Consider the following 12,732-nt stretch of genomic DNA (forward strand, 5'->3'; position numbering starts at 1 on the left):
ATGAACGCGGGCTTTGAGCGCGCCTTTTTACTGCATCGACGGGCCATTAGCGACTCGCAATGGCTGGTCGATTTTGTGGTCGAAAATCGCGGCCTGATGCGCATGATAGCGCGCCTAAGCGGCAAGCAGGCGATCAAGCACAAAGCCCAGTTACAACCCTTCCAAGCGCTCCTTATTCGCTATCAAGGCAATGGCGAGCTCAAATACCTGCAACACTTTGAACTCGATACCGCCTTGGAGCCACTGCGCGGCGACAAGCTCTATTGTGGCTTCTATATGAATGAATTGGCGGCGCGCATCGTCCCCATCAATGAGCCTCTGGAGCAGATATTCTCCCTCTATTCACAGCACTTGCGGGAACTTGCAGGAGCTAAAGATCTGGCTGCCAGTTTACGCTGTTATGAGTTGCAGCTGCTGGAGAGCCTGGGTTATGGCGTTAACTTTGACAGCGACTATCAGGGCGATGCCATTGATGCCAAAGGACAATACGATTACTATCCCGAGCAGGGTTGGGTACGCCAGGCACAGCCGGTGCAGGGTTACGGTTTTAGCGGTGCGCATATTCTCGCGTTTGCCCGTTATGATTTTTGTGAGCCGCAAGTACAAAGGGCGGCGAAGCATTTTTGTCGCTATATACTCAAACCCTTGCTTGGCAACAAACCACTAAAAAGCAGAGAACTATTTAAATCAAGGTAAGGCAGCATGAAAGAGATTCTACTAGGCGTTAACGTTGACCACATCGCCACTTTACGTCAGGCCCGAGGCACCACTTATCCGGATCCGGCCCATGCCGCTGCGGTTGCCGAGCATGCCGGTGCCGACGGGATCACCATTCACCTGCGTGAAGACAGACGTCATATCCAAGACCGTGACGTCTATGTGATGAAAGACACGATTCAAACACGCATGAACCTGGAAATGGCGGTCACCGAAGAAATGCTCGCCATTGCCCTGGAAGTAAAACCGGCCTTTGTCTGCCTGGTGCCGGAAAAGCGTGAAGAGCTGACCACAGAAGGCGGCCTGGATGTAGTCGGGCAGTACGACAAGGTGGCGGATGCAGTAAAACGTTTAAGCGACGCCGGCATTAAGGTGAGCCTCTTTATCGATGCCGATGAAGCGCAAATCGATGCCAGCGTCAAAGCCGGCGCGCCCTATATCGAAATTCACACCGGCGCCTATGCCGATGCCGAAAACGACGCCGAGCAAGCGGCAGAGCTTGAGAGCATCCGCGCTGGCGTGCAATACGCCCACGCCCAAGGCCTGGTAGTTAACGCCGGTCACGGCTTGCACTATCACAATGTAAAGCCTATCGCAGCCATGCCTGAGATTTACGAGCTTAACATCGGCCATGCGATCATCGCCCGTGCCGCCATCGATGGCATGGAAAAGGCCGTACGTGATATGAAACGTTTGATGATCGAGGCTCGCGCTTAGGGTCTTGGAGTCAGACTGCTGACGGCAGTTTTGATATTGAGAACTTTCTTTGGAAAGCCGGTGGTTATCGCCGGCTTTTTTGTTTTTGTTGAGATCGTGTCGGGTCGCCGACCTCGACTTAGAGGAAATGCTAAGTTCAGCGCTAATAATTCGTCCCTGAAGGAGGGTTCCTGTCGGCATCCAGGCCTCCACCTCCTCGCGCTGCGAAGCGGTGCTTCGGTCACTCGTCGCCCCTAAGAACTCCTAGGACACCCGTGATTCGCCAATGCTTCCGAACTCAGCGTTTTGTTAAACGTTCCGTTTAGCTTTCAACACGGTTTAACGAGGTGTCCTACCTCGGTAAACCTAACTCCGCCTCCATGCTCCGTTGTTGCAAGCACACTCCACAACAAAAGCTGATTTCTCCTGCGCGAATCCAAACGGGAGAGGCGATACCTGCTACTTCAGAGTTTGCTGATGGGCTGATAAGTGCCAAAAGCGCCTTGTTAGCAGACTTACGCAAAAAGACGATACAGTCCATAATAAAACCCCAAGCCTAAAAAGGCTGCAAAATGCCCCATCCACTTTGTTGCTGAGTCAGAGGATTTACTCTGGAAATAGCCAACAACAAAACCTAAGAACAGTACTGGTAAGAACAATGCCATTGGAATAATCGTAGCACTCGGCGTTCCTTCATACTCCCTAAGACTATCGATGAGCTGCTTTAACTTTTTGGGCAGTACCGAATTAGCATAAAGCGCTGGAAATAACGAAAAGTACACCCAGAAGAAACCTAAAAAAATGTGGGTAGAACTAATACAAACCATTCCTTGTTAATAGCTCTTTCCTCTTGTCCCAGTGAGTTTACGAACGAATTTCAGCAACTTGTTAGCTGCCCTGTTTACGATTGAGTATTTCATTTGCTTGGTTTATACAATCAGTTAATGCTGCATCGTAATCAATGTTGTCAGAACAAACCTTACGTCCCCATAAATCCTCGCCTACTGCGACAAACTGGCATGGGCTTTCTTCACGACATCGGAAAAACCAACCGTCAACTTTGCCTTGTATCGGATAGTCTCTTAAGAGGGCGTCTGGCGACTTTTTAGCAATGTATGATTTCAATCTCAAACTCTCTGGGCAGCTAACGCCTTGCTATGGGGTGCGCGTTAGCGCGTCCGGTGGAGGACATGCTTTTTATGGCCCTAACGAATAACAGCAACTTGTTAAGCATTATTACCTCTCGTTTGAATTTTGTGGAAAACAATTGCGCCAACTATACCGTGAACGCCGTAGGTGACTAAGCTTTCAAATACTTTTACCCAGCCCCAGAAAGTGCGCTTACCATCTATGAATGTCTTTCTATATGTACCATAGTAATTTTCACCTGCCGAATAGCCACTATAGTCAGAGTTGGTTAAATAGATAATGCAAAGAATTATGACAGGGATAAGAAAGCCGACCAAAGACACTTTAAAGGTGGTATTTGAATTAAGCCTTTGCAGTATTAAATACACAGGTAAGCCAATAATAATTATTACTGTTGTTGCTATGAGTAAATTCATTAATAAGTAAAAGCCAATACCATCAGGAGCACCTATAAATCCATGACCAAGTACAAGGCTTTCTAGCGATATAAAAAAATAACCCAATGGTAATTGTATAAAAATTGATGATAGTAGGGCTAAAGCTATTCGTTGCTTATTCATGGTGCTTAACAATTTAATATCGAGTGATTGGGTCGTTTTTCTACTTCAATCTGTCTCGTTTTTGTCCTATGACCATTGATAGCAAATTTAGCAAGTGCTTACCAGCATTGAAGTTGCGCTAAATTGCTATAAACCTGGACACGACAAAAACGACCGATTGGGTTGTTTTCCTGACTATGGGAGAAACTCATCGATTATGGATGTATACACAGTAATTTCGGTGGAAGGATGGGCGTCAGCTATTCGCTTTTAGTCATCTAACAGGTTGCGATAATCTAAATTAGATACGCAGGTGTATCAGCTTAATCCCCTTACATTGCATCCGAAGCGCGATACGAGAAGAGTAATCGCCAGCAGGACGCTGGCGAAAACATGCTCAGGGCAGGGAAGGCCTGTGCATGTTGGTTACGTTCATTTCTCGTATTGGGATGAGGAAACCATGCAATGTCGGGGCGCCTTGGGGTTCTTAGGGGTGGTTGGCGTAAACCACCCCTAAGGTGTCGTCGCCACCGCGACAAGATCTAGTTGCAAAGCTGCTAGGTAACTGCTCCTGCGTTACCCTAGTACCGCCGTCCATGGCGGCAAAGCCTCGCCCACAACTCCATTGTCGGCTTAAAGCACCGGCTTTGTCATGTAGGAAACCCACAACTCTGCCAAACAGGGGTTCCAAGGGGACTCGCCCCTTGGGTGTGATGGTAATCACACCAGCGGTCACAACGAGTTGTTCTTCTCCAACCCTGCATCCGTCATCAAATTTCTAAGCTCATCGAGCAACTCCAGCAACTCGGGCTCGATATCATTGATGCTGGCCTGCTCCTTCATGGCCGTTTCAATCAGCTCGGCGAGCTTCTTCAGCTTTGGCACCCCGGTATAACAACAGGCGCCGTGGAACTTGTGAATAATAGACAGCAGGCGCTGATGATCCTTGGCGGCGATGGCGTCTTCGATCAGGCTGGCGGTTTCCGGAATGCTCAGCAACAGCATGTTAAGCATCTCGTGAGCCAGGTCTTCCTTGCCTCCGGCGCGTTGCAGCGCAAGTTCCCAGTTAAGGCCATTGCTGGTAAAGGGGGGAGTGCTTGGGGTGCTCTTGTTGCCGTGACGCTCGCGCAGGCGTTTATGATCGGCGCCGTGCTCCATAAGCACTTCGTGGAGCATGTCCTCGTCCAGGGGCTTGGTGAGGTAGCTGGCAAAGCCGACTTCCTTAAGCTGCTCCTTCTCGCCAGTTAATGCGTGGGCGGTCACGGCGATGATCGGGGTGTCCTCATTCAAGGAAGACTCACAGATCAGTTTACAGGCGGTAATGCCATCCATGATCGGCATCTGAATGTCCATAAAGATCATATCGTATTTATGGCTCTTACAGACCTCCACCGCCTGGGCACCATTGTGGGCGGTGTCCAGCTCTTCTACCTGCTCTTCAAGCAGGGCGCAGATCAGTTTCAGATTGGCGTCGTTGTCGTCCACCACCAGGGCTTTTAACGGCAAGCGGTTGGCCTTGCGGTCCTGGGTGTGAATGGTGGGGTGGTCGAGGCGATAAGGCGCCGCCAGCATTTCACAGAACTTGCGATGATTAATGGGTTTGCTGAGACAGCCGTCGGCTCCGCTGCCAACCAGGGCCTCGCGCATATTGTGCGACACCGTATTGAGCAGCAAATAGATATAGTCGCTGTGTGGGCGCACCAGGGTGATCAGCTGTTTCATCAGCGCCATGGACTCGACGCCACCGGCATCCCCAAGCACACAGATATCGAATGTGAAGGAGCCGGTGAGTACCTGCTCGAGCTCTTCCAGGCTGCGGCAGCCGCTCACATGCACACCCCAGGCATGTAAAATGCTGGTGGTGGCCATATAACTGTGCTCGTTTTGCTCGAAATACAGCACTCGTTTATTGGCCAAGGAGCTACAGGGCAGCTCGCTTTGGAAGTGGTGATCCGGCAGTTTAAATACCGCGTTGAAGGTAAAGCAGGTGCCCTTACCCGGCGCGCTGTTCAAGGTGATGCGTCCGCCCATGGCCTCCACCAGATGCTTGGTGATAATAAGCCCCAGGCCGGTGCCACCAAACTTACGGGTAATGCTGGAGTCGGCCTGGCCAAAGGGGGTAAACAAGGTGTCTTGCTTATCCATGGCGATGCCCACGCCGGTGTCTTTTACCGAGATCAACAAGGAGGTGCGCTCATCGGCCAGCAAACGACTGCTGATATCGATATTGATCTCACCCTGCTCGGTAAACTTAATGGCGTTACTCACCAGGTTCGTGAGGATCTGACGAAAACGGGTCGGATCGCCAAGCAGTTGCTCGGGCACATTGGGGTTTACATGAATCGACAGTTCCAGGTTCTTTTCATGGGCGCCGGGGGCGAGCAGGGTCAGCACCTCGTTCACCGCGTCGCGCAATTGGAACTGAATACTTTCGAGCTCCATGGCGCCGGCTTCAAGTTTGGAAAAGTCGAGAATATCGCTGATGATGCTAAGCAGGCTGTTGGCCGAGGCCTCTATGGTATCCAGGTAATCTTTTTGGCTCTTATTAAGCGGCGTTTTATAAAGCTGGCGGGCAAAGCCGATGACGCCATTGAGCGGGGTACGCAGCTCGTGACTCATCTTCGCCAGGAAGTCCGACTTCACCTTGTTGGCGGCCAGGGCCTCGCGCTTGGCGATATTCAGCTGAATATTTTGGGTTTCATACTGTTCCAGAGTTTCCTGGTAATCGGCGGTGGCCTGGTCGATATGGCGCTGCATCTCGTCTTTTTCATCGGCCATGTATTCGGTGATGCTCACCAAGCCCAAACGCAATTGCTCCAATTCGCCTTGCATGGTCTGGGTGATATTTTGTGGTTCTTCGCCACGGGCGACCTCACCGGTGGCACGCACCAGGCGCGACAGAGGCTGGGTGATCATGCGGCTGAGGCGTATGGAGATCGCCACGGCAAAGCCGATGGCCAACAGGATCACCGCGGCGCTGATCAAAATTGCTTTTTGTTGCTCAATCACCGCGGCCTGGCGGTTAAATTGCACCATCACAGTGCCGGCGGTTTGAAATGGCAGATGGCTTGGGGCATTGGGATCGAGTACGCCGCGATAGAAAATTAAAAACTGATCGTCGCGAATGGCCTTGTTCAGGCTTTGATGCACCTCGGGAGGAATAGTAGTCAGGCGCTCAAAATTTCGATGCAGATTGCTGGTCACCACCAAAGAATCGCTGGCATCAAAAATGGCCACCGACTTGATCAGCGGCGAGTGCATATTGTGAATGTGTCGGGCAATACGTTCTAAGGCGGCTTTGTCGTTTTTAACTAAGGGTTGCTCAATGGCAATACTTAATGGCTCGATAATGGTGCTGCCTTGCTCAATGAGAAATTCATCCAACTCTAGGTAGCGATTTATAGTAAAATAACCGCCGAGCAATAGACCAATCACCACGGTAGGCACCAAGGTCAGGATCAGGACTGAATCCCGAAGGCCTAGTCGGTTCATAAGCAAACAAATAAATGAGACTGTGTTAAGTTTAGGTTATAGCTTACACCGATCTTTAGCAATGTAAATTAGGGCGGGGCATGGCGAACTTTTTTAAGCCAAGTAAAAAACAAGTTAAAAATCAAACGCAAGAGCTAAGCATCCAGAGTATGGATCACCATGGTCGTGGTGTAGCAAAAAGTAACGGCAAGGTGGTTTTTGTTAACGGTAGCTTAACAGGTGAGCGTGTGCTTGCCCGCATCAGCGCCGATAAGAAGAGTTACGCCGAGGCACAATGCATTAAGGTACTCGAATCCAGTGCGGCGCGAGTGACACCCCTATGCCAGCATTATCAGCAATGTGGCGGCTGTAACTTGCAGCACTTGGAGTTGCAGGCCCAGCTGGATGCCAAACAGCAGGCGGTGGGTGCCTTGTTTGCCAAATTTACCGGTCAAAGCGAATTACCCTGGCAGCGGCCGATAGAAAGTCAGCCCTGGCATTATCGTCGCAGCGCCCGTATCAGCATCTTCCATGATAAGAATCGCGGTCTGCAGGTGGGCTTTCGTCAGCAAGGCTCCAAGCAGATAGTTAACATCGAACACTGCCCGGTGTTGGAGCAGGGCTTTGCCGAGGTTTTTGCCTTCTTTCGCGCCCAGATAAATCAGCATCCGGCGCTGCGCTCCTTGTCCCATTTGCAACTGGTGGCCACAGATGAAAAGCATTACCTAGTTATACGTTACACCAAGGCCATTGCCGATAAGGTGCAGCAATTGGTGGCTGATGCCGCCAAGGAGCATGACTGGTCCCTGGTGTGGCAGCACAGCGCCGAGCAGCGCTTACCGGCGGCCAGCTACCAGATTAAGCAGGGTGACTTGTCCTTGCAGTTTGGCCTGGATAACTTTATTCAGGTGAATGCCGAGGTGAACGAGCAGATGCTGACGCAGGCCATGCAGTGGCTGAACTTAGGCGCCGATGAGCAGGTGCTGGATCTGTTTTGTGGGGTGGGTAACTTCTCCTTATTGGCAGCACAACAGGCAAAAAGAGTGGTCGGTGTTGAGGGCGTTGCCTCGGCTGTGGACTATGCTCAGTTAAATGCCCAGGCTAACGCGCTGGATAATTGCCAATTCCATTGTTTCGATTTAACCGAGCCCTTGGCGCAGGCGAGCTGGTTTGATAAAAACCTCGATGTGTTGCTGCTTGATCCGTCGCGCATGGGCGCCGAGGCCATACTTGCGCAATTACCGCTCAAACAGTTCAAACGCGTCTTGTACGTGTCTTGTGATCCCGTTACTCTGGCGAGAGACAGCAAAACGATACTTGCAGCCGGTTTTACTCTTAATAAGCTGGGCATTATGAACATGTTCCCGCACACCGGTCATATCGAAACAATGGCATTATTTACAAGGGGGTAGAGTCCGCCATGGTGGCAACTAGACAGTCGCATCGCACCGATATCGAAAACTTCGACAGCGCTTTAAAGCAGCTGGGGTTAAGTGACGAGAAGTACCAGTTGGTGAAAGCCGCTACCGATTATTGCGGCGAGCTTCGCAATGCTGACAGCGACCGCTTGGCGCTGGAAATGGTGGAAATTCTGGCGCAACTGAATCTTGATGCGACCTCCCTGGCCACCGCCTACCTGACACCGTATTTCCTTGCTGAAAAAATCGCGATTAGTGACGTCAGTGAAGACTTCAATAAAGACGTTGGCCTGTTGCTGACCGGGGTGGAGCAAATGGCCACCATCAGCACCTTGGCTCATGCCTCTAACGGCCAGGTGCAGGTGGATAAGATCCGCCGCATGTTGCTGGCCATGGTCGAAGACGTGCGTGCCGTGGTCATTAAGCTGGCGCAGCAGGTGTGTTATTTGCGCGAGGTGAAAAACGCCGACGAAGAAGAGCGGGTCATTGCCGCCAAGGAAACCAGCAATATTTTCGCCCCCTTGGCCAATCGTTTGGGTATAGGCCAATTGAAATGGGAGCTCGAAGATCTCGCGTTTCGTTATTTGCATCCGCAAACCTATAAACGCATCGCCAAACTGTTAGAAGAAAAGCGCCTCGACCGCGAAGAATATATGCGCGACATGGTCAAGCAGGTGCAAACCAAGCTTGATGAAGCGGGCATTAAGGGCGAGGTTTACGGCCGCCCTAAGCATATCTACAGCATCTATAAAAAGATGAGCAAAAAGAACTATGAGTTCGACCAGCTCTTCGATATTCGCGCCATGCGCATCGTGGTAGATAAGATTCAGGATTGTTATGGCGCCCTCGGCGTGGTGCACACCAGCTGGCGTCATCTGCCTAAAGAATTCGACGATTACGTCGCCACGCCAAAACCTAACGGCTATCAGTCCATCCACACCGTGGTTTTTGGCCCCGAGGGCAAAACCGTGGAGATTCAAATTCGCACCGCGCAGATGCACGAGGATGCGGAGCTCGGTGTGGCCGCGCACTGGATGTATAAAGAAGGGGCACTGTCCGGGCGCGACAGCGGTTATGAGCAAAAGATCAGTTGGCTGCAAAAAATTCTGCAATGGCAAGAAGAAGTGGTCGACGGCACAGACCTGGCCGATGAACTGAAAAACCAGGTGGTGGAAGACAGGGTCTATGTCTTTACCCCGCGCGGCGATATTTTCGACTTGCCCTATGGCGCCACGCCGCTGGACTTTGCCTACTATATTCATTCCAACGTTGGCCATCGCTGCATCGGCGCCAAGGTGTTTGGCAAAATTGTGCCCTTTACCTATCAGTTGCAGACCGGCGATCAGGTGGAAATTCTCACCCAGAAAGAGCCGAACCCAAGCCGCGACTGGTTAAACCCATCCCTTGGCTATATTCGTTCATCACGAGCGCGGGCGAAGATCCATCATTGGTTTAAGCAGCTCGACAGGGATAAAAACCTGCAGGCCGGTAAGGACATACTCGATAACGAGTTGCAGAAGCTGGACCTTACCTACAAGGATCTCGACCCGGCCATTAAGCGCTTTAACTTCACTAATCTGGATGACCTGCTGGTGGCCATAGGCGCCGCCGATGTGCGCTTAAACCAGTTGCTGAACTTTGTGCAAAACAAGGGTGAGCCCGAGCCGCAAATTAAGTTTAAGCAGCCCAGTCGCAATACCAAGGCGGATAAAAACGGCATAGTGGTGGAAGGCGTCGGCTCTCTGATGAGTCATATGGCCGGCTGTTGTGAGCCGGTGCCCGGCGATGCTATCTGTGGTTATATTACCCAGGGCCGCGGCATTGCCGTGCACCGCAGCGACTGTGAGCAATTTGCCACCTTGCAGGAGCGCCACCCGGAGCGCATTGTCGAGGTCAGCTGGTCGGCAAAAACCAGCAGTGATTTTGCCTTGTCTATCAAGGTTGAAGCCAATGACCGTCAGGGGTTGATTCGCGATATCAGTTCGGTGCTGGCCAATGAAAAGGTCAATGTGCTGAGCATGAATGTGAACACGGTGGACGAGAAACAGCTGGCGATTTTCAATATGAAGATTGCGGTGTCGGATTTAAGCAGCACTAACCGCTTACTGACCAAGCTGATGCAAATCGAGGGTGTCTACGACGCCTCTCGTGTGGGAGCGGGCGGATGAGCCACAACGCCGTTGCCGAGCTACAGGCCATCATGGCCAAGTTGCGCTGTCCCGACTCCGGTTGTGACTGGGACTTGGCGCAAACCTTTGAAACCATAGTGCCGCATACCCTGGAAGAAGCCTATGAGGTGGCCGACACCATAGAGCGTGGCGCCTATGATGAGCTCAAGGCGGAACTTGGGGATCTGCTGTTTCAGGTTATTTTCTACAGCCAGCTGGCAAGCGAGCAACAATTGTTTGACTTTAATGCCGTGGTCGCCGAGCTCAATACCAAGCTAAAACAGCGCCACCCTCATATTTTTGCTGATGGCCAAGTCCAGGATAACTGGGAAACCCGTAAGCATCAGGCTCGTCAGGCCAAGGGCCAGCATCATCTGCTCGATGATATTCCCGCCAATCTGCCGGCGCTCAGTGCCGCCAACAAGATTCAAAAACGCGTTGCCGCGGTGGGCTTTGACTGGCCCAGTGTTGATGGTGCCCTGGACAAGGTCGCCGAGGAAGTGCTTGAGGTGCGAGAGGCCATAGACCATGACCCAAATAGCGAGCACTGCGCCGAGGAAATTGGCGACCTGCTGTTTGCCACCGTCAATGTAGCCCGTCATCTTGGTCGAGACCCGGAGCAACTGCTGCGCCAGGCCAACCGCAAGTTTAGTCGTCGCTTTAATGGCGTCGAGGAGCAGCTAACGGCTCAAGGCCTGGGCCTGCAAGACGCCGATTTAGCGCAGATGGAAGCGGCCTGGCAGGCGGTAAAAGGGCAGGAGTAAAGGTGCTCCCAAGGGGGCTTCCAAGGGCGCTTCCTAGGGTGAATTTTAACTGGATTGGCCGAGGGGGGTTTGCTATACTATCGCCCCGTCTTGATTCTATAATTTAATCCATTTCCTGATATCTTAGGGTTCGCATGAGTACAAAATTTATCTTCGTTACAGGCGGGGTGGTTTCCTCGTTGGGTAAAGGTATTGCTGCTGCATCATTGGCAGCGATCTTAGAAGCACGTGGCTTGAAAGTCACAATCTTAAAGCTGGATCCTTATATCAACGTTGATCCGGGCACCATGAGCCCAATTCAACACGGTGAAGTGTTCGTTACCGAAGACGGTGCAGAGACGGACCTTGACCTTGGTCACTATGAGCGTTTCATTCGCACCAAGATGACCAGCCGCAACAACTTCACCCAAGGCCGTGTATACGAAGATGTTCTTCGTCGCGAGCGTCGTGGTGAATACCTGGGTGCAACCATTCAGGTTATCCCGCACATCACTAACGACATCAAGCGTCGTGTAGTTGAAGGTGCAGAAGGTCATGATATCGCCATCGTTGAGATCGGCGGTACCGTAGGTGACATCGAGTCACAACCTTTCCTAGAAGCCATTCGTCAGCTTGGCACCGAAATCGGCCGCGAGCGCGCCTTGTTTATGCACCTAACGCTGGTGCCATTCTTAGGCCCTGCCGGTGAAGTGAAAACCAAGCCAACTCAGCACTCTGTAAAAGAGCTGCGCTCAATCGGTATTCAGCCAGACATCCTGGTGTGTCGTTCTGCTTGTAAACTGCCAGCAAACGAACGTGCCAAGATTGCCCTGTTTACTAACGTTGAAGAAAAAGCGGTTATCTCGCTACAAGACGTAGACAGCATTTATAAGATCCCGGCGCTACTTAAGTCACAGGATCTGGACAACATCATTTGTCGTCGTTTCTACCTGGATTGCCCGGAAGCGGATCTATCCGAGTGGGAACAAGTACTTTACCAAGAGTCGAACCCCACTGGTGAAGTGACTATCGGTATGGTGGGTAAATACATCGAATTACCGGATGCCTATAAGTCGGTTAACGAAGCCCTGAAGCATGCCGGTTTGAAAAACCGTCTTACCGTGAACATTCAGTACGTTGATTCACAAGACATTGAAAGCAAGGGCGTTGACCTGCTTAAAGGTCTTGATGCCATCTTAGTACCTGGCGGCTTCGGTGGTCGTGGTGTTGAAGGCAAGATCATGGCGGCCAAGTATGCCCGTGAAAATAAGGTGCCTTACCTGGGTATCTGTTTAGGTATGCAGGTGGCGCTAATTGAATACGCGCGTAACGTAGCCGGTCTTGAAGGCGCGAACTCAACCGAGTTCGATGCTAACTCGGCGCACCCTGTAGTGGGTCTGATCACCGAGTGGCTTGATAAAGACGGTAATGTTGAAGTACGTGACGAAGCGTCGGATTTAGGTGGCACCATGCGTCTTGGCGCTCAGCTGTGTCATCTGAAAGAAGGTTCAAAGGTACGTGAGGTGTATGGCAGTGATCAAGTTGTTGAGCGTCACCGCCACCGCTATGAAGTGAACAACAACTATGTTGAGCAGCTTGAGCAAGCGGGTCTTGAGTTCACCGGTCTCTCCGAAGATAAAAAGCTGGTGGAAATCATTGAAAACAAAGATCACCCTTGGTTTATTGCGGCGCAATTCCACCCGGAATTCACCTCTACGCCACGTGATGGTCACCCACTATTTGAAGGTTTCGTGGCGGCTGCACACAGCTTCCAGAAGCAATCTTCGTAATCGATCGTATTAAGCCGTGCCCATGCACGGCTTTTTCGTTT

The 12,732-nt window shown here is 51.4% G+C and carries 10 protein-coding genes; 6 read left to right on the forward strand and 4 right to left on the reverse strand.

Features of this window, described 5'->3' with window-relative positions:
• Both recO and pdxJ read left to right on the forward strand, forming a co-directional pair.
• The gene (gene recO, locus C2M36_RS10750; protein WP_105254900.1) at positions 1 to 696 is read left to right on the forward strand and encodes a DNA repair protein RecO; all 696 of its coding nucleotides are present in this window, start codon (positions 1 to 3) and stop codon (positions 694 to 696) included.
• A gap of 6 nt (positions 697 to 702) precedes the next feature.
• Positions 703 to 1,434 carry a pyridoxine 5'-phosphate synthase gene (gene pdxJ, locus C2M36_RS10755; protein WP_105254901.1) on the forward strand — a complete coding sequence of 244 codons (732 nt, stop codon included), beginning with the start codon at positions 703 to 705 and terminating at the stop codon, positions 1,432 to 1,434.
• A 494-nt stretch (positions 1,435 to 1,928) separates the two neighbouring features.
• On the opposite strand, the gene C2M36_RS10760 is transcribed toward pdxJ, so the two are convergent.
• The 4 genes from C2M36_RS10760 to barA form a co-directional block, all read right to left on the reverse strand.
• The gene (locus tag C2M36_RS10760; protein ID WP_158678927.1) at positions 1,929 to 2,195 is read right to left on the reverse strand and encodes a hypothetical protein; all 267 of its coding nucleotides are present in this window, start codon (positions 2,193 to 2,195) and stop codon (positions 1,929 to 1,931) included.
• Positions 2,196 to 2,639: 444 nt separating this feature from the next.
• Entirely contained in the window at positions 2,640 to 3,122 is a 483-nt protein-coding gene (locus tag C2M36_RS16820) for a hypothetical protein (RefSeq protein ID WP_158678928.1), read from the reverse strand.
• 466 nt (positions 3,123 to 3,588) lie between these two features.
• Entirely contained in the window at positions 3,589 to 3,837 is a 249-nt protein-coding gene (locus C2M36_RS16825; RefSeq protein ID WP_234399158.1) for a hypothetical protein, read from the reverse strand.
• Positions 3,834 to 6,593, reverse strand: coding sequence for a two-component sensor histidine kinase BarA (gene barA, locus C2M36_RS10765; RefSeq protein ID WP_105254903.1), 2,760 nt, complete (start codon positions 6,591 to 6,593; stop codon positions 3,834 to 3,836). The genes C2M36_RS16825 and barA overlap by 4 nt, the downstream gene beginning before the upstream one ends.
• 80 nt (positions 6,594 to 6,673) lie before the next feature.
• Between barA and rlmD the strand changes: the two genes are divergently transcribed.
• The 4 genes from rlmD (at position 6,674) to C2M36_RS10785 (ending at position 12,691) form a co-directional block, all read left to right on the forward strand.
• Complete coding sequence (gene rlmD / locus C2M36_RS10770) at positions 6,674 to 7,984, forward strand: 23S rRNA (uracil(1939)-C(5))-methyltransferase RlmD (protein ID WP_105254904.1); 1,311 nt, start codon at positions 6,674 to 6,676, stop codon at positions 7,982 to 7,984.
• A gap of 8 nt (positions 7,985 to 7,992) precedes the next feature.
• Positions 7,993 to 10,158 (forward strand): GTP diphosphokinase, encoded by a 2,166-nt coding sequence (gene relA / locus C2M36_RS10775; protein ID WP_105254905.1) that lies wholly within the window; start codon positions 7,993 to 7,995, stop codon positions 10,156 to 10,158.
• Positions 10,155 to 10,922, forward strand: a complete 768-nt coding sequence (gene mazG, locus C2M36_RS10780) for a nucleoside triphosphate pyrophosphohydrolase (RefSeq protein ID WP_105254906.1) — start codon at positions 10,155 to 10,157, stop codon at positions 10,920 to 10,922. The genes relA and mazG overlap by 4 nt, the downstream gene beginning before the upstream one ends.
• A gap of 134 nt (positions 10,923 to 11,056) precedes the next feature.
• A complete protein-coding gene (locus C2M36_RS10785) occupies positions 11,057 to 12,691 on the forward strand; it encodes a CTP synthase (RefSeq protein WP_105254907.1) in 1,635 nt (544 codons plus the stop codon).
• Positions 12,692 to 12,732 lie beyond the last annotated feature (41 nt).

Origin of the sequence: Pseudoalteromonas sp. T1lg75, assembly GCF_002964705.1 — a bacterium.
GTDB lineage: Bacteria > Pseudomonadota > Gammaproteobacteria > Enterobacterales > Alteromonadaceae > Pseudoalteromonas.

Excerpts from the sequence above, each read along its gene's own strand:
- mazG (WP_105254906.1), top strand. The coding sequence starts at position 10,155 with ATGAGCCACAACGCCGTTGCCGAGCTACAGGCCATCATGGCCAAGTTG.
- C2M36_RS16820 (WP_158678928.1), bottom strand. The coding sequence starts at position 3,122 with ATGAATAAGCAACGAATAGCTTTAGCCCTACTATCATCAATTTTTATA.
- rlmD (WP_105254904.1), top strand. The coding sequence starts at position 6,674 with ATGGCGAACTTTTTTAAGCCAAGTAAAAAACAAGTTAAAAATCAAACG.
- barA (WP_105254903.1), bottom strand. The coding sequence starts at position 6,593 with ATGAACCGACTAGGCCTTCGGGATTCAGTCCTGATCCTGACCTTGGTG.
- relA (WP_105254905.1), top strand. The coding sequence starts at position 7,993 with ATGGTGGCAACTAGACAGTCGCATCGCACCGATATCGAAAACTTCGAC.
- recO (WP_105254900.1), top strand. The coding sequence starts at position 1 with ATGAACGCGGGCTTTGAGCGCGCCTTTTTACTGCATCGACGGGCCATT.
- pdxJ (WP_105254901.1), top strand. The coding sequence starts at position 703 with ATGAAAGAGATTCTACTAGGCGTTAACGTTGACCACATCGCCACTTTA.
- C2M36_RS10785 (WP_105254907.1), top strand. The coding sequence starts at position 11,057 with ATGAGTACAAAATTTATCTTCGTTACAGGCGGGGTGGTTTCCTCGTTG.